Genomic DNA, 22,336 nt, shown 5'->3' with positions numbered 1-22,336 from the left:
GCGTCGCCGGCTGCTAAAAACCGTCAATCCCGGCAACACGTAATGTCTCGCTCAAGGCCAGGACCTGCGGGTCGCGGAAAAATGCGCTCAGTTGCGCCGCGCGTCCCGGGCCGATGCCGGTTTCGGCCTGCCATTGTTCGGTGTTTCGTTGCGCCAGCACCTGCCATGAATCGGCGAGCTGTGCCTGGCCGGTCGGCGGCAAGCCCAGGGCTTTGAGCCAGCGGGCGAACGGTCGTTGCCGGGCGCTGTTGAAACTGTTCAAAAGACGAGCACTGCTGCGTTCGCCGAAGCCGTCAATGTTAGCAAGCTCTTGCTCGTCGAGGGTCAACCAATCGAGCAAGTTGTCGAGACGTTCGGCCTTGAGCAGTTTCTCCCAGGTGCCCGGCCCGACATGCGGCAAGGCCAGCCCCTGTTTGCCGCTGAGCCAGGCCAGCCGTGCGAGAAACTGGCTTTCGCATCCGGGTGTCGGCTGCCAGCAACTCAACGGATGAAAATCTGCTGCCAGCGGTGCGTTCAATTCAGGACGTTCGGTGCTGCGCAATACGACACCGTCGAGCCTGGGGATGGTCAGCCCGGCCAGGCTGATGGCGACCTGATCGCCGGGACGAATGTCCAGCGCTTCCCAGCGCTGCAGGGAACTGACGCTGACACGCTTGATCTGCCGGTCATCGAGCATCACCGGTGCCAGATCCAGCACCGGTGTGATCCGGCCGGTTCGTCCAATCTTGAAGTGGACCTTGCGCACCTCGGCCAGTGCCTGGGCGAAGGGATACTTCCAGGCGACGCTCCAGTAAGGCGTTTTCGCCTGCCAGCGCTCGGCCGCTGGGCGCTGGCTCTGTCGCAAAACGACGCCATCGCTGACAAAGGGCAGAGGCGAGCGATACCAGTGATCGCGCCAGCGTTCGGCATCGGCAAATGCCTCGATCGGCTGGCTGTAGGGCGCGGTGCTCGGGAACCCCAGCTCATCCAGAGCCGCCACGCGGGCGGGCAGGCTTTTCGGGCCTTGTGGCCAGTCCCAGACGAACAGGCCGATACCGGCGGCTTGCTCAGGGTTCAGCGTCTTGCGTGCCATTAACCCGGCCACCGTGGCGCGGGCATTGAGGCTGCCGGCCTCGGCTTGCACGTGCTCGGTCAGGCGCCAATAGAGTTCGCCTTGCAGCAGCAGGTCCAGCGGCTGCGGAAGTTTTTGGGGAATGGTGGTGATCTGGCGTGCTGAGGCAGTCCAGTCATGGCCGGTCATCCCGTCACCACGACTGATCGCCTGGTGCAGCCAGCCGTTGCGATAGATCAACGTCACTGCCACGCCGTCGACCTTGGGCTGAATCCAGACCTCATCCCGATTTTTCAGCCAGGCTTCGACCGCGCGCCCATCGCGCAGTTTTTCCAGGCCGGTGTGGGCGATGGGGTGAGCAATCGTGCCACCGGCAGTGCGCAACGGTTCGGCTGAAGGGCCTGAGTCAAAACACTCGCGCCATTCGCTTAGTCGTATGCGGGATTGATCATAGAGTTCATCGGCGACCAAAGAGCGTCCTTCGCGATGATAGCTGTCGTCCCAGAGGTCGATTCGCTTTTGCAGTGCGTTGATTTCGTCCAGGGCGCGGGCCAGCGGCCAATCAGGGCAGTCGGCGGCATTGGCGGTCAGGCAGGTGAGGGTCAGCAGGAAACCGAAAAACAGGCGCAGGTTGGGCAGCATCGAGAGCGTCCTTGCTCGTTGGGATGCTTTCAAGGCTAGTCAGGTTTCGGGTGTGGAGTGCAGAGGTGTAATTCTGCGTGTTTCGAGGTGGGATCTTCTTCATGAAAAAGCCCCGCACGGCGAACCGTGCGGGGCTTTTTGACAACCGGGGAGGTCTTACAGGCCGGCCGCGACACGCAGAGCGTCGGCGCGGTCGGTTTTTTCCCAGGTGAACGTGGTGAACGTATCGTCGCCCACGGTTTTGGTTTCCGGGGTGCGACCGAAGTGGCCGTACGCAGCGGTGTCCTGGTACATCGGGTGCAGCAGGTCGAGCATGGTGGTGATCGCGTATGGACGCAGGTCGAACACTTCGCGGACCAGTTTGACGATCTTGTCATCGCTGATCTTGCCGGTGCCGAAGGTGTTCAACGAAATCGAAGTCGGTTGAGCGACGCCGATTGCGTAGGAAACCTGAATCTCGCAACGCTCGGCCAGGCCGGCAGCGACGATGTTCTTGGCCACATAACGACCGGCGTAGGCAGCCGAACGGTCAACCTTAGATGGATCTTTACCGGAGAACGCGCCGCCGCCGTGACGGGCCATGCCGCCGTAGCTGTCAACGATGATCTTGCGACCGGTCAGGCCGCAGTCGCCCACCGGGCCACCGATGATGAACTGGCCAGTCGGGTTGATGTGGAACTGGGTGTCCTTGGACAGCAGTTCGGCAGGCAGCACGTGCTTGACGATCAGCTCCATCACGCCTTCGCGCAGGTCTTTGTAGGACACTTCCGGGTTGTGCTGGGTCGACAGTACAACGGCGTCGATACCGACAACCTTGCCGTTTTCGTAGCGGCAGGTCACTTGCGACTTGGCGTCTGGACGCAGCCAAGGCAGCAGGCCGGACTTGCGGGCTTCGGCCTGGCGCTGAACCAGTTGGTGCGAGAAGGTGATCGGTGCTGGCATCAGCACGTCGGTTTCATTGCTGGCGTAGCCGAACATCAGGCCCTGGTCGCCGGCGCCCTGATCTTCAGGCTTGGCACGGTCAACACCCTGGTTGATGTCGGGGGACTGCTTGCCGATGATGTTCATCACGCCGCAGGTTGCACCGTCGAAGCCGACATTGGAGCTGTTGTAGCCGATGTCGAGAATCACGTTACGGACGATGTCTTCCAGATCGACCCAGGCCGACGTGGTGACTTCACCGGCGATGATTGCCACGCCGGTTTTCACCAGAGTCTCGCACGCCACGCGGGCGAACTTGTCTTCAGCAATGATGGCGTCCAGCACCGCATCGGAAATCTGGTCGGCGATTTTGTCCGGATGCCCTTCAGACACGGACTCGGAGGTGAAGAGGGAGTATTCGCTCATCTCGATTTTTTCCTGAATTTACCGATGGTGAGTGTCGCCAGCCGGTCGCTGAAAATGGCGGACCTGTATCTGGAAACCATTACGTAAGCCTACATAGAGGCTTTCCCCGGGAACGAGTCCCGCAGCGGTGGCCCAACGGGCCAGATCGTCCTGTTCAAACCCCAACCAGAGATCACCGCAGGCCTCCCTGGCCCAACTCTGGTTGTGGCTACATAACTCTGTCACTAACAGGCTACCGCCTGGTTGCAGCAAGCCGGCCATGTGCTTGAGCGCTTCGGCCGGTGCGGCAAAATGGTGTAGCACCATGTTCAGTACAACGCAGTCGGCCTGAAGGCTTACACCGTTCAATGCATCGGCCAATTGCAGGCTGACGTTAGCCAGCGTTTCACGTTCACAGACCTGACGGGCCAGTTCGAGCATCGCCGGGCTGTTGTCCAGCGCCGTGACCTGAGTGAAGCGACGCGCCAGCTCCGGCAGAAAAGCGCCATCGCCGGGACCTACTTCGATGGCCGTGGCGCCGGGGCCGAAGCTCAGTTTGTCGAGCAGGGCCACCACGCTTTCGCGGTATTGCGGCAGGCCGGCGATCAAGTCTTGCTGGGCGCGAAACTTCTCCGCGACCCGTGAGAAAAAGTCCTGGCTGGCCGCCTCACGTTGCCCGTGGACCTGACCGATCCGCGCCTGAACGTCAGTCGGCAGGGTCAGGTTGTCCACTTCTTCGAGCAGCGCGGCATGCAGCTTTCCGCCCAGCAGGTCGGTGTGGGGCAGGGCGCGACGGTAGAAAATCGCATTGCCTTCACGGCGGGTTGCCACCAGGTCGGCCTGGGCCAATACCTTGAGGTGATGACTCATGCCGGACTGACCGATGCCGAAGATCTGCGCCAGTTCCAGTACGCCGAACGAATCGTTGGCCAGCGCGCGCAATACATTCAGCCGCAGAGGATCGCCGCCGGCCTTGCACAGGGCCGCCAGCTCATCGCAATCGTCATGTTGAATGGAAGGCACGCGCAGATTCATAAGGCCAGCAGTCTAGTGACGGTCAGAAAACACCGCAAGAGCAATATCAAAAAGTTTTGATATTGGTCGATAGATGGCACTTCTTAACGTTAGTTTCAGTCCACAAACCAACAGCGGAAAGGTTTCATCAGTCGAATACGCCGTTATCCATTGGAAAAACGCCTTCGGATGACTATCTCTCATTGCCCCGAGGCGGGTCGGTGAGGGAAAATGCTCGCCTTTTTTCCGTTTCGTTTTATTCACTCTCGATTCAATATCCGCAGGAGATCAGCGATGCCCAGCCGTCGTGAGCGCGCCAACGCCATTCGTGCCCTCAGCATGGATGCCGTGCAAAAAGCCAACAGCGGCCATCCCGGTGCCCCTATGGGTATGGCGGATATCGCCGAAGTACTTTGGCGTGACTACCTGAAGCACAACCCGAGCAATCCATCGTTCGCCGACCGTGACCGCTTCGTGCTGTCCAACGGTCACGGCTCGATGTTGATCTACTCGCTGCTGCACCTGACCGGCTACGACCTGTCGATCGATGACCTGAAAAACTTCCGCCAACTGCACAGCCGCACCCCGGGTCACCCGGAATACGGCTACACCCCGGGCGTTGAAACCACCACCGGTCCACTGGGCCAAGGCCTGGCCAACGCGGTCGGTTTCGCCCTCGCGGAAAAAGTCCTGGCGGCGCAGTTCAACCGTCCTGGCCATAACGTCGTCGATCACCACACCTACGTATTCCTGGGTGATGGCTGCATGATGGAAGGCATTTCCCACGAAGTCAGTTCCCTGGCCGGTACGCTGGGCCTGGGCAAACTGATCGCCTTCTACGATGACAACGGCATCTCCATCGACGGTGAAGTCGAAGGCTGGTTCACCGACGACACGCCGAAGCGTTTCGAATCCTACAACTGGCAAGTGATCCGCAATGTCGACGGTCACGATCCGGAAGAAATCAAGATCGCGATCGAAACCGCGCGCAAAAGCGCACAACCGACGCTGATCTGCTGCAAGACCACCATCGGCTTCGGTTCGCCGAACAAGCAAGGCAAGGAAGATTGCCACGGCGCCCCGTTGGGTGACGCGGAAATCGCTCTGACCCGTGAAGCGCTGAAGTGGAACTACGGCCCGTTCGAAATCCCGGCTGATATCTATGCCGAGTGGGACGCCAAGGAAGCCGGTCGCGCTGCCGAAGCCGAGTGGGATCAGCGTTTCGCTGCGTACTCCGCCGCCTTCCCTGAGCTGGCCAATGAACTGGTTCGTCGCCTGAGCGGTGATCTGCCGACCGATTTCGCCGAGAAGGCCCAGGCCTACATCGCTGAAGTCGCGGCCAAAGGCGAATCCATCGCCAGCCGTAAAGCCAGCCAGAACGCCCTGAACGCCTTCGGCCCGCTGCTGCCGGAACTGCTCGGCGGTTCGGCTGACCTGGCCGGTTCCAACCTGACCCTGTGGAAAGGTTGCAAAGGCGTCACCGCCGAAGACGCCAGCGGCAACTACATGTACTACGGCGTTCGCGAGTTCGGCATGAGCGCGATCATGAACGGCGTGGCTCTGCACGGCGGCCTGGTGCCTTACGGCGCGACCTTCCTGATGTTCATGGAATACGCCCGCAACGCGGTACGCATGTCGGCGCTGATGAAGAAACGCATTGTCTACGTGTTCACCCACGACTCCATCGGTCTGGGCGAAGACGGTCCGACGCACCAGCCGATCGAGCAACTGGCCAGCCTGCGCTGCACACCGAACCTCGACACCTGGCGTCCGGCCGATGCCGTTGAATCGGCGGTGGCCTGGAAGTTCGCCCTGGAGCGTGACGACGGTCCTTCGGCGCTGATCTTCTCCCGTCAGAACCTGCAGCACCAAACCCGCAATGCGATCCAGATCGAAGAGATCGCCCGTGGCGGTTACGTGTTGAAGGACTGCGCAGGCGAGCCTGAGCTGATCCTGATCGCCACCGGTTCGGAAGTCGGCCTGGCCGTTCAAGCCTTCGACAAACTGACCGAGCAAGGCCGCAAGGTTCGTGTGGTGTCGATGCCATGCACCAGCGTCTTCGAAGCCCAGGACGCCGGCTACAAGCAATCGGTTCTGCCGTTGCAGGTCAGCGCGCGTATCGCCATCGAAGCCGCCCACGCGGACTACTGGTACAAGTACGTGGGCCTGGAAGGCCGCGTGATCGGCATGACCACCTACGGCGAGTCGGCGCCTGCGCCGGCCTTGTTCGAAGAGTTCGGCTTCACCCTGGAAAACATCCTGGGTCAGGCTGAAGAGCTGCTGGAAGACTGATCCAGAAAATGTGTCGTCTGGACTGCCGCTTTCGCGAGCAAGCCCGCTCCCACTGGAGATCGCACTCTCCTGTGGGAGCGGGCTTGCTCGCGAAGGCGTCGGGCCAGTCAATGCTGCACTGACGGATTCACCACGGTAATCGAGAACCCCATGCCTCAACCGCGTCCTTACAAAGTTGCACTCAACGGCTACGGCCGAATTGGTCGTTGCGTCTTGCGTGCGTTGTTTGAGCGAGGCGAGAAAGCCGGGTTTGAAATTGTCGCGATCAACGATCTGGCCGACATGGCCAGCATCGAATACCTGACACGCTTCGACTCCACTCACGGGCGGTTTCCCGGTGAAGTGAGGGTTGAGGGCGATTGTCTGCATATTAAGGGCGACTGCGTGAAGGTCCTGCGCAGTGCCACCCCCGAAGGCATCGATTGGGCGTCGTTGGGCGTCGATCTGGTGCTGGAGTGCTCCGGCGCTTATCACACCCGTCAGGATGGCCAGCGTTTTCTCGACGCCGGTGCGCCACGGGTGCTGTTTTCCCAGCCGATGGCCAGCGAGGCGGATGTCGACGCCACCATCGTCTACGGCGTGAACCAGGATTGCCTGACCGGCGACGAGCTGCTGGTGTCCAACGCGTCTTGCACCACCAACTGCGGCGTGCCGCTGTTGCGCCTGCTGGATCAGGCCATTGGTCTGGAATACGTGTCGATCACCACCATCCACTCGGCGATGAACGATCAGCCGGTGATCGACGCCTATCACCACGAAGATCTGCGCCGCACCCGTTCGGCGTTCCAGTCGGTGATTCCGGTGTCCACTGGTCTGGCGCGAGGCATTGAGCGCCTGCTGCCGGAACTTGCCGGGCGAATTCAGGCCAAAGCCGTGCGGGTGCCGACGGTTAACGTGTCTTGCCTCGATATTACGATGCAGACCGTGAGCGATACCGACGCCACCGAGGTCAACCGGATTCTGCGCGAGGCCGCCACCCATGGCCCGCTCAAAGGCCTTCTGGCCTACACCGAGTTGCCTCACGCCAGTTGTGATTTTAATCATGACCCACATTCGGCCATCGTCGATGCCAGTCAGACACGCGTTTCCGGCCCACGGCTGGTGAACATCCTGGCCTGGTTCGACAACGAATGGGGTTTTGCCAATCGAATGCTGGACGTTGCAGAGCACTATTTGCAAGCCGCTACTACTCCACAATCTGTCTTTCAAAAACAGTAACCCAGGAATTGCGACCCATGACCGTGTTGAAGATGACCGACCTCGATCTGCAAGGTAAGCGCGTACTGATCCGCGAAGACCTCAACGTCCCAGTCAAGGACGGTGTTGTCACCAGCGATGCGCGTATCCTGGCTTCGCTGCCGACCATCAAGCTGGCCCTGGAAAAAGGCGCGGCAGTGATGGTCTGCTCGCACCTTGGCCGTCCGACCGAAGGCGAATTCTCCGCCGAGAACAGCCTCAAGCCAGTGGCTGACTACCTGAGCAAGGCTCTGGGCCGTGAAGTGCCGCTGGTGTCCGATTACCTGGGCGGCGTCGACGTGAAAGCCGGCGACATCGTGTTGTTCGAAAACGTGCGCTTCAACAAGGGCGAGAAAAAGAACGCCGACGAGCTGGCCAAGCAATACGCCGCTCTGTGCGACGTGTTCGTGATGGACGCTTTCGGCACTGCTCACCGCGCCGAGGGCTCGACCCATGGCGTGGCCAAATTCGCCAAAGTCGCCGCTGCTGGCCCGTTGCTCGCCGCCGAACTGGACGCACTGGGCAAGGCCCTGGGCTCCCCGGCCCAGCCAATGGCTGCCATTGTTGCGGGCTCTAAAGTGTCGACCAAACTCGACGTACTCAACAGCCTGAGCCAGATCTGCAACCAGCTGATCGTTGGTGGCGGCATTGCCAACACCTTCCTGGCCGCTGCCGGTCACCCGGTTGGCAAATCGCTGTACGAGCCGGACCTGCTGGACACCGCTCGTGAAATCGCGGCGAAAGTCAGCGTGCCATTGCCAGTGGACGTGGTAGTCGCCAAGGAATTCGCTGAAAGTGCGACCGCGACTGTCAAACTGATCGCCGACGTGGCTGCAGACGACATGATCCTGGACATCGGCCCACAGACCGCGGCGAATTTCGCCGAGCTGCTGAAGTCGTCCAAGACCATCCTGTGGAACGGCCCGGTGGGCGTGTTCGAATTCGACCAGTTCGGTAACGGCACCAAAGTGCTGGCCCAGGCCATCGCGGAAAGCTCGGCGTTCTCCATTGCCGGCGGTGGCGACACTCTGGCGGCCATCGATAAATATGGCGTTGCCGAGCAAATCTCCTACATTTCTACCGGCGGCGGTGCTTTCCTCGAATTCGTCGAAGGCAAAGTGCTGCCGGCCGTTGAAGTCCTGGAAAGCCGGGCCAAGGCCTGAGGCCGCTCATTTGACCAGGCAAAGGAGTGTTCAGATGGTCAGGACATTAATGCTGTTGATCGCCGCGGGTATGCTGGCGGCTTGCGGGAGTAACCCGAAAGCCACGCCGGAGCCCGCGCCATCCGCGTCGGATAAAGGCTGCTACCAGGCTGACTGGCAAGCGGAAACCAACCCGGTGATCAACAAGCGGTCCGGGCCCGATGGCCTGGACAAATACGAGACACAGACTCCGGCCAAGGAACATGGCTGCCCTTGACGGGTCTGACTCTTTACTCAGGGCTGGCGGCATGCGCCGTCAGTCGAGGAACATGGATGAAAGGTTTTATCGCCGTTTCGGCGCTGGTATTGCTGGCAGGTTGTTCGAATTTCGACCTGTTCAAGCCTGCCCAATCAACGGACAACTGGACCACCTGGACCTGCGACAGTCAGGCCAAAGTGCTCTGGCGCTACACTGACGTGAGCCGCAAGGCAGTCGATGTCCGTTTGGGCGGCGCCGATCAGGTCTACCGCCTGAAGCTTGAGCCGGGCGCCGAAGGCTCGCTGTACAGCAACGACATGCTGGCGTTTCACGTAAAAGGTGAGGAGGGCCTGGTGTACTGGGTCGCCACCAATGATTTGATCGGCCGCGGTTGTAAAGCGCAGTAATTGACACGCCACGGACCTAATGTGGGTGCGGGCTTTTGTGGCGAGGGGGCTTGCCCCCGTTGGAGTGCGAAGCACTCCCGAAGCCAGCGGATGCAGTGCTTCAGTTAGACCACGTCGTCCGATTTGCGACTGCTGCGCAGCCGAACGGGGGCAAGCCCCCTCGCCACAAGGCTTCAGCGATACAAGAGTTTTGTTGTACCGAATTCGCAGCCCGGGCCAACCCCCGATCTGCAATAACTTGAATAGCCGCCGCCGCTACGGCAGGCTGGCACGATTAACGACCCTCAACCGGGAGAGACACACACAATGGCACTTATCAGCATGCGCCAGATGCTGGACCACGCAGCCGAGTTCGGCTACGGCGTTCCAGCCTTCAACGTCAACAACCTTGAGCAGATGCGCGCCATCATGGAAGCCGCTGACAAGACTGACTCCCCGGTGATCGTCCAGGCTTCGGCCGGTGCTCGCAAATACGCAGGCGCCCCGTTCCTGCGTCACCTGATCCTGGCGGCCATCGAAGAATTCCCGCACATCCCGGTGTGCATGCACCAGGACCACGGCACCAGCCCTGACGTCTGCCAGCGCTCCATTCAACTGGGCTTCAGCTCGGTCATGATGGACGGCTCCCTAGGCGAAGACGGCAAGACCCCGACCGACTACGAGTACAACGTTCGCGTTACCCAACAAACCGTGGCCATGGCTCACGCCTGCGGCGTATCGGTGGAAGGCGAGCTGGGCTGCCTGGGTTCGCTGGAAACCGGCATGGCCGGTGAAGAAGACGGCATCGGCGCCGAAGGCGTTCTGGATCACAGCCAAATGCTGACCGACCCGGAAGAAGCCGCGGACTTCGTCAAGAAGACCCAGGTCGACGCCCTGGCCATCGCCATCGGCACCAGCCACGGCGCCTACAAGTTCACCAAGCCACCTACCGGCGACGTGCTGGCCATCGACCGCATCAAGGAAATCCACAAACGCATCCCGAACACCCACCTGGTGATGCACGGTTCGTCTTCGGTTCCGCAAGAGTGGCTGGCGATCATCAACCAGTACGGCGGCGACATCAAAGAAACCTACGGCGTACCGGTTGAAGAAATCGTCGAAGGCATCAAGCACGGCGTGCGCAAGGTCAACATCGACACCGACCTGCGTTTGGCGTCCACCGGTGCGATGCGTCGCCTGATGGCCACCAACCCGAGCGAGTTCGACCCGCGTAAATTCTTCGGCGCGACTGTTACTGCGATGCGTGACGTGTGTATTGCGCGTTATGAGCAGTTTGGTACTGCCGGTAATGCTTCGAAGATCAAGCCGATTTCGTTGGAAGCGATGTTCCAGCGTTACCTGAAAGGCGAGTTGAACGCTAAGGTTAACTAAGCCCGAGCGTTAAGCTGCGTTGATAAGAAACCCGCCGAGAGGCGGGTTTTTTTTGGAAGCAAGTTTGCTCGCCTTGCACCAACCGAGCCGCGATTACTCCTTCGGTTCGACGTGATCCAGTGCCTGGTTCACCGCCAGTTCACCGAGCATGACCACTTGCGCAATGCCCAGCAGGGTCTTGCGATGGGAGGTCTCCAGCAATGCTGCGAAATTGTTGAGCATGAGGGTGGCCGAGCCGAGTGTTTCGCTGGCGTTGGCCAGCAGCGCTTCGGTGTTGTACTTCGGATTGGCGAGGTACATGGGCTCGGGTTCGTGGGTGGTGGCCATGATTTGGGCGGCGGGGTTGAGGTAATGGTCGAGGGCGCGCTCGGCGGCTTCGTGGAATTTTTTTGAATCGGGGGATTCGTAGGGGGATGCCGGGTCTGTGACCGGCGGATGCGGCGTTGATTTAGTCATTTGCTCGAAACCTGATTGGAGTGCCCCTCTCTGGCTACTAATCAAAGTGGAGGCAACTGTACGCAGGTTAGTAGACCGGGGTTTCGAGCAAGCCGGCGCACCCGAAGGTGCCCTGCGCACAGTTACCATCAAGTGCAGGAATCGAAATCCCTGACTGACAGATGCTTGTGCACCAAGCTCGAAACCACGGGCTACTAAACCCGATCACTGCGAATCAGTGACACGAATCAAGTTACCGATGGCCTCCCAGACGCACAAGCCGGCGGATTCTGGCGTACCTGTAGGCAGCGACGCAAGCCGTTGTAGGCCTCATGAAGTAACGCTGAGTGTCTTTAAACGTTGGCGTTTAAGTGGGGCTGTGGCGAGGGGGCTTGCCCCCGTTCGGCTGCGTAGCCGCCGTAAACTGGGAGGCGCGGTGCACCAGCGGGAATGGGGTGGCAGGGTTTGGGGCTGCTATCGCAGCCCAACGGGGGCAAGCCCCCTCGCCACAATGGGTGGATTCCTGCGGGTTCTGTGGATGCCCGGATTGTTCTGCTGTCCGAGTGGTCCTGGGATTACGTATCGTGATCGATATCCAGCTTGCTGAACGTCACTTCCCCGCCTTCAGTGGTGTACCCGGTGTTGTCCTGCACATAAACCCCCGCCTTGAAGTACAGCGGCTTATCACGCCACATCGTGCTGATGTCGGTATCCCACTGGTACCCCGCCGCGCTGATGCCCAATGCACCGCCTGGGCTGAGGTGGATGAGGTAGGAGAATTCCTGATTGAGTTTCACGCCGGTGGCGATGGTGATGACCCGGGCGGTGTCGTCGTCGGGGTGCATGCGGACTTTGGCGACGATGTTGCCGGTCGCGCTGTAGTCCTTGTATTGATACTCGACCTTCACCATGGGCTTCTGGCTGTTGAAGGCGTGGATCTGGCCAATGACGATCTTGCCCGAACTGGGTACCTGGCTGACCGAGAGGGTGGCACGCAGGGTGTTGTCCGCGTCAGGGTAGTACCAGTTTTTCAGCGTGCCGTTGCTGTAGGTTTCGCGCAGTTCGGTGCGCGGGTAGATCGCGTTTTCGGTTTTGGAGCCGGTGACCGGGGACCAGAAAAATAAAGTGCCGGTGTCGGAGTGGAAGTATTGATCCTTGAAGCCGTCTACCAGCTTGGCTGTTTCGACGGTGTACGGCGGGCTGCCGACGGGAACACTGAGGTTCCAGGTTGCGAGATCGATCATAATTCAAGCTTCCACTTTTTTTACTGCACGTGCGTGCCAGAAGCTCTAGCTCGCGCCTTCGGGTGGGTCTTTATAAGCGTAGAAGGCCTCTTTGTTAATGCCCTTCTGGCAGATGATTGGCGTCAACAACCTGTCGAAATGCCATCCTTCCCGGTTTATAAGGCCTGCAGGGCTGACCGTTAGTCGGCTATATGAAACTTTACCGAAGTGATGGGATACCAGCGGCTTCTGCTTTATGGGATCCGGGTCTAGAGTGAAGTCGCAATAGGTGACCGGTTTTAACAAAAAGCCGGCCTGACGCCCCGAACAAGAGATGCAGCATGGAATGCGCACAATCTAAGCCAGCTGAAGGCAACTCAATCCTGTTAATTGTTGACGATTACCCTGAAAACCTGATCAGCATGCGCGCGTTGTTACAGCGCCAGGATTGGCAGGTCATGACCGCGGCTTCCGGTTTTGAAGCCCTTGGCCTGTTACTCGAACACGATGTCGACCTGGTGCTGCTGGATGTGCAGATGCCGGGCATGGACGGTTTTGAAGTGGCGCGCTTGATGCGCGGCAGCCAGCGAACCCGTCTTACGCCAATCATTTTTCTTACCGCCAACGAACAGTCCCAGGACGCCGTGATCAAGGGTTACGCCAGTGGCGCGGTGGATTACCTGTTCAAACCGTTCGACCCGCAAATACTCAAACCCAAAGTCCAGGCGTTGCTCGAGCACCAGCGTAATCGCCGTGCCTTGCAGCGGTTGAGCCATGATCTGGAAGTCGCCCGGGCTTTCAATGCTTCGGTGCTGGATAACGCCGCCGAAGGCATTCTGGTGGTGGGCGAGGACGGGGTGATTCGCTTTGCCAACCCGGCGATGTCTCGCTTGCTCAATGCCACGGTGAACGACCTGCAAGGCAAGGAGTTTCTGGATTTCCTGCAAAAACCGCACATCCCGATCTGGGCCGATTCCGAGTTGTTTGCCGGTTACAAACGCGGTGAAACCCTGCGCTTGCACGATGCGCTGCTGCGTACCGCGCCCGGCCAGCAAGTGCCGGTGGCGTTGTCTTGCGCGCCTTTGCCCACCGAACAACATGCGATGGTGGTGACGGTGCTGGACATGTCGGTGGTGCGCCATCTGCATCAGCAGTTGGAGTTCCAGGCGGTGACCGACCCGCTGACCGGGCTGCTCAATCGCCGGGGTTTCTACCAGACCGTTGAAAACCTGCTGCTGCGCGGCGAACGTTCCGACAGCACTTGGGTGCTGTTGTACCTGGACCTCGACGGCTTCAAGCGGGTCAATGATTCCCTCGGCCACGATGCCGGCGACCGGGTGTTGCGTTGGGTGTCCGAACAGTTGAAAGCGTGCCTGCGGCCCTTCGATATTCTGGCGCGGATGGGGGGCGATGAGTTCACTGCGTTGCTGGATCTTGAGCTCCCCGAGCAGGCGGCAAAGATTGCCGAGAAGCTCATCGAGCGGGTGTCGATCTGTCAGCAGATCGAAGGCATGGACATCGCCTTGGGTGCCAGCATCGGCATCGCCACTTATCCCGATTGCGGGTCTAATCTGGACGGACTGATGCGCGCCTCCGACATTGCCATGTACGAAGCCAAGCGCGCCGGGCGTCAGCAATATCGCTTCTACGATCACGAAATGAACGGCCGGGCGCGCTCGCGTCTGATGCTTGAAGAGAGCGTGCGCACGGCCATCGAGAACCGCGATTTCAACCTGGTGTATCAGCCCCAGGTGGCGATTGCCGATGGGCAGATCCGCGGGTTCGAAGCGTTGTTGCGCTGGCAGCACCCGAGTGTCGGCGATGTACCGCCGGGGCTGTTTTTACCGTTGCTGGAAGAGGCGCGATTGATCAGTCGCCTGGGTAGCTGGATTTATCATCGCGGGGCCAAGCAGCGCAAAGCCTGGGAAACCTTGTTCGCCGAAGATCTGGTGCTGGGCGTCAGCTTGAGCAGCACCCAATTCGGGTTGCCCAACCTGGTCACCGAGCTGCGTCAGGTGCTGGAGCGCCATGGCTTGAAGCCGCAGCAGCTGGAAGTCGAGGTCACGGAAGAGGCCTTGATGTCTAACCCCGACGAGACCCGCAAACAACTGCGTTTGCTGCGCAATCTGGGGGTGCGGGTGGCGCTGGATGACTTCGGCTCCGGGGCTTGTTCGCTGGCGCATTTGCGCGACCTGGAACTGGACACGCTCAAGCTCGACCGGCATTTGATCGCCCGGTTGCCAGGGTCCGAACGGGATGCGGCGCTGGCACGCAGTGTCATCGATTTGTGCAACCGGTTAGGGCTGCTGGTGATCGCCGAAGGGGTTGAAACGGTGGCGCAATATGAGTGGCTGCAAGCCAACGGTTGCCAGTATGTGCAGGGTTTCCTGGTGGCGCGGCCGTTGATGGCCGAGGACACCGGTCACTTTGTCGAGCCGTTCGACTGGGGCGCGCTGACGAGTTGAATTCGCTACACTGGCGACCTTTTCGTGATGCGTGTTGCCGCTCCAATGACTGTGTTGAAATACCTCCAGGCTTATCCTGCCGCGTTGCAGGACCAGGTGCGCCAACTGATCGCCGAAGGTCGGCTGGGCGATTACCTGAGCCAGCGCTATCCGGAAAAACACGGGGTGCAGAGCGACAAGGCGCTGTACGCCTATGCCCTGGACCTCAAGCAGGAATACCTGCGTAACGCCCCGGCCATCGACAAGGTGTTGTTCGACAACCGCCTGGACCTGACCCACCGCGCGCTCGGTCTGCACACCGCGATATCACGGGTGCAGGGTGGCAAGCTCAAGGCCAAGAAAGAAATTCGCATCGCCTCGCTGTTCAAGGACGCGGCGCCGCAGTTTCTGAAGATGATCGTGGTGCATGAGCTGGCGCACTTCAAAGAGTCGGATCACAACAAGGCGTTCTACAAGTTGTGCGAGCACATGTTGCCAGGGTATCACCAGGTGGAGTTCGATTTGCGGGTGTACCTGACGTGGCGGGATATGCACTGAACAAATCTGCTAATTAATCGGGAGCGCATGGATGGACGTGAGCAAGACCAAGAGCAGCTTCTACCGCCGATTGTACGTGGCGTACCTGATCGACAGCGGGCTGGCCAGTAACGTCCCGGCATTGACCGAGGTGACCGGCATGCCCCGACGCACGGCTCAGGACACCATCGCGGCGTTGGCGGATCTGGATATCGTTTGTGAGTTCGAGCAGGAAGAAGGCGCACGTAACCACGCGGGACGCTATCGGATTCGCGAGTGGGGGGCGATTGATCGGGGGTGGATCGAGCGTAATCTGCGGCAGATTAAAGCGGTGCTGGAGTATCCCTGAGCTTTTGCGGTGTTGCAGATGACGCCTTCGCGGGCAAGCCTCGCTCCTACAGGGGTTCACTGTTCCTGTGGGAGCGGGCTTGCCCGCGATGGGGCCCTCAAGGACGACGCATCCCGATATGCGGAATCTCATCTTCCAGGTATTCCTCACCCACCACCACAAACCCGTACCGCCCATAATACCCCTGCAAATGTGCCTGGGCCGAGAGGTAGATCGGCACCTCGGGCCAGTGCTTCTCGGACTGTTTCAACGCCTGGCTCATCAACTCATGCCCAAGCCCGGCGCCGCGTGCCGCAGGTGCGATGATCACCCGGCCAATCACTACATCGCCGCCCTGCAACTCTGGGTCGAGCAATCGCAGGTAGGCCACCAGCCGATCCCCGTCCCAGCCCATCAAATGGCAAGTGTCACCTTCCAGGTCCTGGCCATCGATGTCTTGATAAGCGCATTTCTGCTCGACGACAAACACTTCGGCGCGCAGCTGCAAAATGGCGTACAGCTGCTCTTTGCCCAGATCGCTGTGATGTTTGCAGACCCAATCGATTGTCATCTTCACATTCCTTGAACAACGTTGTTCCGATACTAAGCGCCCTGAGGCGGGATGTCTTTATGACAGAGGAATCTGTGATAAAGACCAAAATGCCATCATTCATTTCTCGCGAAGTTGTCTTCTTTGTGTAATCTGCGATGAAGCGCTGTGCAATGGCCTCAATGAGCTAATGTTAGGACCTGGGTTTGCCGGTAGAGGGACCTTGGAGTTTTGGCTGAAAAACACGTCGGGCAGCTCGCCCGCTAAGGATTTCTGGCATGCCGCGGTTTCATCGAGCGTTTGCTTTGATCGGATTGCTGTTGCTGACACAGGCCGAGGCTGCGGAAAAGCTGCGTCTGGTCGCCGATGCCTGGCCACCCTTTACCGACGCCACGCTGGTCAATGGCGGTGTGGCCACGGACATCGTCAGCACCGCACTGGCCCGGGCCGGTTACGCCAGCGATTTCGAACAAGTGCCGTGGGCCCGGGCCTTGTTTGGGGTGGGCGAGGGACGTTACGACGTACTGGTCAACACCTGGTACACCGACGAGCGCACGAAGCTGGGGCAATTTTCAGGTGAGTACCTGCTCAACCGCGTGCGCTTTCTCAAGCGCAAAGACACGCCAATCGAATACAACAACCTGCAACAACTGCACACCTACCCGATAGCGGTGGTACGCGGTTATGCCTATTCGCACGAATTTGACGACGATGTGTCGTTGCAGAAAGTCCCGGTGCATAACTTCGCCATGGCTGTGCGCATGGTCGCGGCCGATCGGGTCAAGCTGACTTTGGAAGACGAGTTCGTCGCCCGGTATTACCTGGCGCGGGAATCACCCAAAGTGCGCAATGCCGTGGAGTTCCTGCCCAAGCCGTTGAGCGAGAACAGTCTGCATATTCTGGTGAGCCTGAAGAACCCGGAGCATGAACAGATCGTCGCCGGTTTCGATCGCGAGATTGCGGCGATGAAGGCTGATGGGAGTTATGAGAAGTTGCTCAGGCAGCATGGGATGTGATCTGAAAGGCCTGAGTGTCTGAGCTGAAGCCTTCGCGGGCAAGCCTCGCTCCTGCAGAGTTTGTGTCGGGTGCAAATCCCGTGGCCGACACTGATCCTGTAGGAGCGAGGCTTGCCCGCGAAGAGGCCCGCCCAGTCACTACACATCTCAGGCTTCGCTGGTGTCTTTAATGAGATGCGCCGCCAGCGTCCGCAACGGCCCCAGCTGCCGACAGATCAACGCCAGTTGCGTCTGCACCAGCCGCTGCCCTTCATCGATCTCATCCGGCATCTGCTCAAGCTCGTTGGCCAGGGCTTCCTCCTCGTCACTCTGAATTGCCACCGGCTGTTTGCTCGCCAGGCCCTGGGCGATGTCGTCGAGGCTGGCGGCCAGGCTCACGCCCGCACCGTCGATCAAGTGCTCGCGCACATCCGATGGCAGTTGGGTTTCACGGTGTGCCCCAAGCCCCGACAAATAGCTGAGCAGGGTGTGCGACAGCACCAGGAATCGGAACCCGACATCGGCTTCCTTACGGAAGTGTCCCGGCTCCATCAGCATGTTGGCCAGCGTCGTCGACAACGCCGCGTCGGCGTTGTGCGCGTTACGTCGGGCCAGGCGATAAGCCAGGTCGTCGCTTTTACCGACGGCGTATTGCTGCATGATCTGGCGCAGGTAAATGCTGTTGCAGGTCAGGGTATTGGCCAGCACTTTGTTCAGGCGTCGGCCCTGCCAGTCCGGCAGGAACAGGAACACCGCCAGGCCGGCGATCAGGCTGCCGAGCAAGGTATCGAACAGTCGCGGCAGAAGCAGCCCGTAACCGTCGCCCACCTGGTTGAAGCAGAACAGCACCATGATCGTAATGGCGGCCGTCGCCAGGGTGTAGCGGGTGGTGCGGTTGGTAAAGAACACCACCCCGGCAACGATGGCGAAGCTCGACTGGATTAACGGGTTGGGGAACAGATCGAACAGCGCCCAGGCCACGGTCAGGCCGATGGCGGTGCCGATGATCCGCTGGCCCAGTTTGCGGCGGGTGGCGCCGTAGTTCGGCTGACAGACAAACAACGTGGTGAGGATGATCCAGTAACCTTGCGAGGGGTGGATCAAATGCACCATCGCGTAGCCGATGCTCAATGCCAGGGGCAGGCGCAGGGCGTGGCGGAACAGCAAGGACGTTGGCGTCAGCTGTGTGCGCAAGCGAATCCACACATCCTTGAGGCTGCGTGGCGAACGGTCGAGCAGGCTGCTGTCGGTGGCATCTGCAAGCGCATCGGGGTTGCTGGCGTCGCTGAGCAAACGGTCGAGGGTGCCGAGGTTGGCGGCCAATGCCCGCAACGAGCGCAACAGACCACGCCAGGCCGGATTGCTCTGGATGCGCAGGTGTTCGAGGGAGGCGTGCAGGTCGCTCAGGGCTTCGGCGAAGCTGGCGTCATAGATGAACGGCTGGCGCATCTGGATCGATTCGGCCAGCGCGCGGCACACCTTGCCTTGTTGGCGCAGCAGGCGCTGACAGCGGAACAGCACGTCGCTGTGGAAGAACGCCTCGGCCAGCGCGTTGTAAGGGTAGTGCGAGGAGCTGGCGCGCTCGTGGATGTCCTGGGCGAGGAAGTAAAGTTTCAGATATCGGCTGAGTTTCGCACCCGGCCTGCCATCGCCGACCCGGTGCAGAATGATTTCCTTGGCGGCGTTCAGGGCTGCCACCACCCGACCGTTCTGCTGGGCCAGCTCCAGGCGGCGCGCTTCCACGTCCAACTGCCGGATCGGTTCGAACAACGACGATTTCAGTTTCAGGTAATAACCCAGTTCACGGAACAACCGCGCCAGGCTCTGTTGCACCGGCTGGTTGGAAAACAGTGCCTGCCACAACACCGAGAGCAAGCCGTACCAGGCCGCACCAGCCACCAGCAGCACCGGCTCGTGCCAGAAATCAGTGACTGCGCCGCCGCGCTGGTCCACGCCGATCATGGTGTAGACCGACAGAATCAGCGTCGCTGACGCAATCGCGCCGTAGCGTTCGCCCAATGCGCCGAGCATGGTCAGGCAGAAGCTGGCCAAGGCAAAGGCGATGATAAAGAGGATGGGGTAGGGAAATAGCAGTTCGACGGACAGGGCGGCGACCATAAAACACACCAGCGTCACGGCCAGTGCGTTGAGGCGGCCCTGCCAACTGTCGTCGGTTTCGGCCAGGGCGCTGGCGATGATCCCCAGGAACAACGGGATCAGCAGCCCCATTTGATCCTGAGACCAACACAGCGCCATGGTGCCGGTCAGGGCGATGAATACCCGAACGCTGTAACTGAATTTATCCAGCGCCCAGAGGCGACGCAGAGACTGCCGAAATGTGGTCGATGACATGAAGTGCGAAGGCCTTCCGAGGCGATGACGCTAAATTGAGCCACTAATGACGCCGACGCAATGGCGCCGATCACATCAGGCAGCAAAATCTGTTCCTTCCCAGGCGAAACACGTTCCCCTGCAGGGGGAGAGGTGTAGTCAGACGTACTGCGCCGCCGCGTAACCGGACGCCCAGGCCCATTGGAAGTTGAAACCACCCAGATGCCCGGTGACGTCGAGCACTTCACCGACGAAATACAGGCCAGGGCTTTTCAGCGATTCCATGGTTTTGGAAGACACTTCACGCGTGTCGACGCCACCCAGGGTCACTTCGGCCGTGCGGTAGCCCTCGGTGCCGGCCGGCACGACTTTCCAGCTCGCCAGTTTTTCGGCGATGTCTGCAATTTCCGCGTGGGTGTACTGCTTCATCGGTTTGGAGACGAACCAGTTATCCGCCAGCAAGTTGGCCATCTTCTTGGTGAAGATCTCACCGAGCAGGGTTTTCAACTCGCTGTTCGGGCGTTCGACTTGCTGCTGTTGCAGCCAGCTCGGTACGTCGTGATCCGGCATCAGGTTGATCTCTACCGTGTCGCCGGATTCCCAGAACGAAGAAATCTGCAAAATCGCCGGGCCGCTGAGGCCGCGGTGGGTGAACAGGATGTTCTCGCGGAAACTCTGGTCGTTGCAGCTCACCAGGCAATCCACCGACGTACCGGACAGCTCGGTGCACAGCTCCTTGAGCTGATCGGTGATGGTGAATGGCACAAGACCGGCGCGGGTCGGCAGCAGGTCGTGGCCGAACTGCTTGGCCACCTGATAGCCGAAACCGGTGGCGCCGAGAGTCGGAATCGACAGGCCGCCGGTGGCGATCACCAGGGATTGGCAAGTGATCTGGTCCAGCGTGGTATCCAGCAGATAACCGCTTTCGAGCTTCTCGATGGTCTGGATCGAGGTGTCCAGGTGCAGGCTGACGCCAACCTGATTGCACTCGTCGAGCAGCATCTCGAGGATGTCGCTGGATTTGTTATCGCAGAACAACTGGCCGAGTTTCTTCTCGTGGTACGGCACGCCGTGTTTGGCCACCAGAGCGATGAAGTCCCACTGGGTATAACGTGCCAGCGCAGATTTGCAGAAATGTGCGTTCTGCGAGAGGAAATTGCTCGGCTCGGTGTACATGTTGGTGAAATTGCAGCGGCCACCGCCCGACATGAGGATTTTCTTGCCGGCCTTGTTGGCATGGTCAAGCAACATCACCTTGCGCCCGCGCCCGGCGGCGGTCAGCGCACACATCAACCCTGCGGCGCCAGCGCCAATGATCACGACTTCGGTAGAGCGCAAAACGGTGTCCTCACATAAATCTCAGAGCTAACGGCGATCCCGTAGGAGCGAGGCTTGCCCGCGAAGAACGATAACGCGTTGCATCAGGTGTACCGAGCTTTCGTTCTTCGCGGGCAAGCCTCGCTCCTACAGGGGGGCGGTGCGGTTTTACAAAATGCGCACGCGCAGCGAACGGCCTTTGATTTTACCGTCGTTCAGGCGCTGCAAGGCTTGCTTGGCGATCCCGCGTTCCACGGCCACATAGGCCTGGAAGTCGAAAATCGCGATCTTGCCGACCTGGGCACCCGGGATGCCCGCCTCGCCGGTCAGTGCACCGAGAATGTCACCCGGACGCACCTTGTCTTTACGGCCCGCACCAATGCACAGCGTGCTCATCAGCGGCAGCAGCGGACCGCCGCCCTGGGACGTGAGGTTATCCACCTGATCCCAATTCAACGGCGACTTCTGCAGTTGCTCGATAGCTTGGGCGCGATGGGCTTCGGACGGTGCGACGAGGCTGATCGCGATGCCTTTCTCACCGGCACGACCGGTACGGCCGACACGGTGAATGTGGATTTCCGAGTCACGGGCCAGTTCGACGTTGATCACCATGTCCAGCGCATCGATGTCCAGGCCGCGTGCGGCGACGTCAGTGGCGACCAGTACCGAGGTACTGCGGTTGGCGAACATGGCCAACACCTGGTCGCGGTCACGCTGTTCCAGATCGCCGTGCAGGCCGACGGCGGAGATGCCTTTGGACGTCAGGTGATCGACGGTTTCCTGAACCTGCTGCTTGGTAAAGCAGAACGCCACGCAGGACGCCGGGCGGAAGTGGCCGAGCACCTTGGTCACCGCGCTCATGCGCTCTTCCGGGGAGATTTCGTAGAAACGCTGCTCGATCTGCGTGTCGTCGTGGAACGCCTCGGCCTTCACTTGCTGCGGATTACGCATGAACTTTGACGCCAACTGCTTGATACCCACCGGATAGGTGGCGGAGAACAGCAGGGTCTGGCGACGTTCCGGGCACTGGGCGATGATTTCTTCGATGGAATCGTAGAAGCCCATGTCGAGCATGCGGTCGGCTTCGTCGAGGATCAGTGTGTTCAGGCCGTGAAGCACCAGCGAACCCTTGCGCAGGTGTTGCTGGATGCGCCCTGGAGTGCCGACGATGATGTGCGCGCCGTGCTCCAGCGAGCCGATCTGCGGGCCGAAAGACACGCCGCCGCACAGGGTCAGCACCTTGATGTTGTCTTCGGAGCGGGCCAGGCGACGGATTTCCTTGGCGACCTGGTCGGCCAGCTCACGGGTCGGGCAGATGACCAGTGCCTGGCAACCGAAGAAGCGCGGATTGATCGGGTTCAACAGGCCGATACCGAAGGCGGCGGTTTTGCCGCTGCCGGTCTTGGCCTGGGCGATCAGGTCCATCCCCTTGAGGA

At 60.1% G+C, this 22,336-nt stretch carries 19 protein-coding genes; 10 read left to right on the top strand and 9 right to left on the bottom strand.

Features of this window, described 5'->3' with window-relative positions:
* Nucleotides 1–13: 13 nt before the first annotated feature.
* From ligB to AF70_RS16365, 3 genes are all read right to left on the bottom strand, one after another.
* Nucleotides 14–1,693 carry an NAD-dependent DNA ligase LigB gene (gene ligB / locus AF70_RS16375; RefSeq protein WP_028939061.1) on the bottom strand — a complete coding sequence of 560 codons (1,680 nt, stop codon included), beginning with the start codon at nt 1,691–1,693 and terminating at the stop codon, nt 14–16.
* 156 nt (nt 1,694–1,849) lie between these two features.
* Entirely contained in the window at nt 1,850–3,040 is a 1,191-nt protein-coding gene (metK, locus tag AF70_RS16370; protein ID WP_028939060.1) for a methionine adenosyltransferase, read from the bottom strand.
* 18 nt (nt 3,041–3,058) lie between these two features.
* Nucleotides 3,059–4,054 (bottom strand): metalloregulator ArsR/SmtB family transcription factor, encoded by a 996-nt coding sequence (locus AF70_RS16365; RefSeq protein WP_019580651.1) that lies wholly within the window; start codon nt 4,052–4,054, stop codon nt 3,059–3,061.
* Nucleotides 4,055–4,327: 273 nt separating this feature from the next.
* On the opposite strand from AF70_RS16365, the gene tkt reads away from it, so the two are divergent.
* The 6 genes from tkt (at nt 4,328) to fba (ending at nt 10,740) form a co-directional block, all read left to right on the top strand.
* Complete coding sequence (tkt, locus tag AF70_RS16360; protein WP_018928751.1) at nt 4,328–6,325, top strand: transketolase; 1,998 nt, start codon at nt 4,328–4,330, stop codon at nt 6,323–6,325.
* 150 nt (nt 6,326–6,475) lie between these two features.
* A complete protein-coding gene (gene epd, locus AF70_RS16355; RefSeq protein WP_018928752.1) occupies nt 6,476–7,543 on the top strand; it encodes an erythrose-4-phosphate dehydrogenase in 1,068 nt (355 codons plus the stop codon).
* Nucleotides 7,544–7,560: 17 nt separating this feature from the next.
* The gene (locus tag AF70_RS16350) at nt 7,561–8,724 is read left to right on the top strand and encodes a phosphoglycerate kinase (protein WP_007937921.1); all 1,164 of its coding nucleotides are present in this window, start codon (nt 7,561–7,563) and stop codon (nt 8,722–8,724) included.
* Between the two features lie 34 nt (nt 8,725–8,758).
* Nucleotides 8,759–8,980: a hypothetical protein gene (locus AF70_RS16345; RefSeq protein ID WP_019580652.1), complete on the top strand. Its 222-nt coding sequence runs from the start codon at nt 8,759–8,761 to the stop codon at nt 8,978–8,980.
* A 56-nt stretch (nt 8,981–9,036) separates the two neighbouring features.
* Nucleotides 9,037–9,369 (top strand): MliC family protein, encoded by a 333-nt coding sequence (locus AF70_RS16340; protein ID WP_018928754.1) that lies wholly within the window; start codon nt 9,037–9,039, stop codon nt 9,367–9,369.
* Nucleotides 9,370–9,675: 306 nt separating this feature from the next.
* A complete protein-coding gene (fba, locus tag AF70_RS16335) occupies nt 9,676–10,740 on the top strand; it encodes a class II fructose-bisphosphate aldolase (protein ID WP_018928755.1) in 1,065 nt (354 codons plus the stop codon).
* A 93-nt stretch (nt 10,741–10,833) separates the two neighbouring features.
* Here fba and AF70_RS16330 read toward each other — a convergent pair whose 3' ends face one another.
* Together AF70_RS16330 and AF70_RS16325 are read right to left on the bottom strand one after the other, a co-directional pair.
* Nucleotides 10,834–11,196 (bottom strand): DUF6124 family protein, encoded by a 363-nt coding sequence (locus tag AF70_RS16330; protein WP_028939059.1) that lies wholly within the window; start codon nt 11,194–11,196, stop codon nt 10,834–10,836.
* A 554-nt stretch (nt 11,197–11,750) separates the two neighbouring features.
* On the bottom strand, nt 11,751–12,419 hold the full coding sequence (locus AF70_RS16325; RefSeq protein ID WP_028939058.1) for a polysaccharide lyase family 7 protein: 669 nt from the start codon (nt 12,417–12,419) through the stop codon (nt 11,751–11,753).
* A gap of 320 nt (nt 12,420–12,739) precedes the next feature.
* Here AF70_RS16325 and AF70_RS16320 point away from each other — a divergent pair, with 320 nt between their 5' ends.
* From AF70_RS16320 to AF70_RS16310, 3 genes are read left to right on the top strand one after another with little or no spacing between them, the layout of a single operon-like run.
* Nucleotides 12,740–14,863 carry a bifunctional diguanylate cyclase/phosphodiesterase gene (locus AF70_RS16320; RefSeq protein WP_028939057.1) on the top strand — a complete coding sequence of 708 codons (2,124 nt, stop codon included), beginning with the start codon at nt 12,740–12,742 and terminating at the stop codon, nt 14,861–14,863.
* 45 nt (nt 14,864–14,908) lie between these two features.
* Complete coding sequence (locus tag AF70_RS16315; protein WP_007937938.1) at nt 14,909–15,400, top strand: M48 family metallopeptidase; 492 nt, start codon at nt 14,909–14,911, stop codon at nt 15,398–15,400.
* 31 nt (nt 15,401–15,431) lie between these two features.
* On the top strand, nt 15,432–15,728 hold the full coding sequence (locus AF70_RS16310; protein WP_007937940.1) for a helix-turn-helix domain-containing protein: 297 nt from the start codon (nt 15,432–15,434) through the stop codon (nt 15,726–15,728).
* A gap of 97 nt (nt 15,729–15,825) precedes the next feature.
* Here AF70_RS16310 and AF70_RS16305 read toward each other — a convergent pair whose 3' ends face one another.
* Entirely contained in the window at nt 15,826–16,278 is a 453-nt protein-coding gene (locus tag AF70_RS16305) for a GNAT family N-acetyltransferase (RefSeq protein ID WP_028939056.1), read from the bottom strand.
* 257 nt (nt 16,279–16,535) lie between these two features.
* On the opposite strand from AF70_RS16305, the gene AF70_RS16300 reads away from it, so the two are divergent.
* On the top strand, nt 16,536–17,273 hold the full coding sequence (locus AF70_RS16300) for an ABC transporter substrate-binding protein (RefSeq protein ID WP_019580656.1): 738 nt from the start codon (nt 16,536–16,538) through the stop codon (nt 17,271–17,273).
* Nucleotides 17,274–17,420: 147 nt separating this feature from the next.
* On the opposite strand, the gene yccS is transcribed toward AF70_RS16300, so the two are convergent.
* The 3 genes from yccS to dbpA all read right to left on the bottom strand — a co-directional run.
* Complete coding sequence (gene yccS / locus AF70_RS16295) at nt 17,421–19,604, bottom strand: YccS family putative transporter (protein WP_028939055.1); 2,184 nt, start codon at nt 19,602–19,604, stop codon at nt 17,421–17,423.
* Nucleotides 19,605–19,742: 138 nt separating this feature from the next.
* Entirely contained in the window at nt 19,743–20,921 is a 1,179-nt protein-coding gene (locus AF70_RS16290) for an NAD(P)/FAD-dependent oxidoreductase (RefSeq protein WP_019580658.1), read from the bottom strand.
* Between the two features lie 147 nt (nt 20,922–21,068).
* Nucleotides 21,069–22,336, bottom strand: a 1,268-nt coding sequence (gene dbpA, locus AF70_RS16285; RefSeq protein WP_169342488.1) for an ATP-dependent RNA helicase DbpA, incomplete at its 5' end; no start/stop codon positions are given.

Source organism: Pseudomonas sp. KD5, from assembly GCF_012932895.1.
Classification (GTDB): Bacteria; Pseudomonadota; Gammaproteobacteria; order Pseudomonadales; family Pseudomonadaceae; genus Aquipseudomonas.
Note: the sequence above shows the minus strand (reverse complement) of the source record. Positions and strands in the feature narration are given on the sequence as shown.

Excerpts from the sequence above, each read along its gene's own strand:
- AF70_RS16365 (WP_019580651.1), bottom strand. The coding sequence starts at position 4,054 with ATGAATCTGCGCGTGCCTTCCATTCAACATGACGATTGCGATGAGCTG.
- AF70_RS16340 (WP_018928754.1), top strand. The coding sequence starts at position 9,037 with ATGAAAGGTTTTATCGCCGTTTCGGCGCTGGTATTGCTGGCAGGTTGT.
- AF70_RS16320 (WP_028939057.1), top strand. The coding sequence starts at position 12,740 with ATGGAATGCGCACAATCTAAGCCAGCTGAAGGCAACTCAATCCTGTTA.
- AF70_RS16310 (WP_007937940.1), top strand. The coding sequence starts at position 15,432 with ATGGACGTGAGCAAGACCAAGAGCAGCTTCTACCGCCGATTGTACGTG.
- AF70_RS16300 (WP_019580656.1), top strand. The coding sequence starts at position 16,536 with ATGCCGCGGTTTCATCGAGCGTTTGCTTTGATCGGATTGCTGTTGCTG.
- AF70_RS16325 (WP_028939058.1), bottom strand. The coding sequence starts at position 12,419 with ATGATCGATCTCGCAACCTGGAACCTCAGTGTTCCCGTCGGCAGCCCG.
- AF70_RS16315 (WP_007937938.1), top strand. The coding sequence starts at position 14,909 with ATGACTGTGTTGAAATACCTCCAGGCTTATCCTGCCGCGTTGCAGGAC.
- yccS (WP_028939055.1), bottom strand. The coding sequence starts at position 19,604 with ATGTCATCGACCACATTTCGGCAGTCTCTGCGTCGCCTCTGGGCGCTG.
- fba (WP_018928755.1), top strand. The coding sequence starts at position 9,676 with ATGGCACTTATCAGCATGCGCCAGATGCTGGACCACGCAGCCGAGTTC.
- metK (WP_028939060.1), bottom strand. The coding sequence starts at position 3,040 with ATGAGCGAATACTCCCTCTTCACCTCCGAGTCCGTGTCTGAAGGGCAT.
- tkt (WP_018928751.1), top strand. The coding sequence starts at position 4,328 with ATGCCCAGCCGTCGTGAGCGCGCCAACGCCATTCGTGCCCTCAGCATG.
- AF70_RS16345 (WP_019580652.1), top strand. The coding sequence starts at position 8,759 with ATGGTCAGGACATTAATGCTGTTGATCGCCGCGGGTATGCTGGCGGCT.
- epd (WP_018928752.1), top strand. The coding sequence starts at position 6,476 with ATGCCTCAACCGCGTCCTTACAAAGTTGCACTCAACGGCTACGGCCGA.
- AF70_RS16350 (WP_007937921.1), top strand. The coding sequence starts at position 7,561 with ATGACCGTGTTGAAGATGACCGACCTCGATCTGCAAGGTAAGCGCGTA.
- AF70_RS16305 (WP_028939056.1), bottom strand. The coding sequence starts at position 16,278 with ATGACAATCGATTGGGTCTGCAAACATCACAGCGATCTGGGCAAAGAG.
- ligB (WP_028939061.1), bottom strand. The coding sequence starts at position 1,693 with ATGCTGCCCAACCTGCGCCTGTTTTTCGGTTTCCTGCTGACCCTCACC.
- AF70_RS16330 (WP_028939059.1), bottom strand. The coding sequence starts at position 11,196 with ATGACTAAATCAACGCCGCATCCGCCGGTCACAGACCCGGCATCCCCC.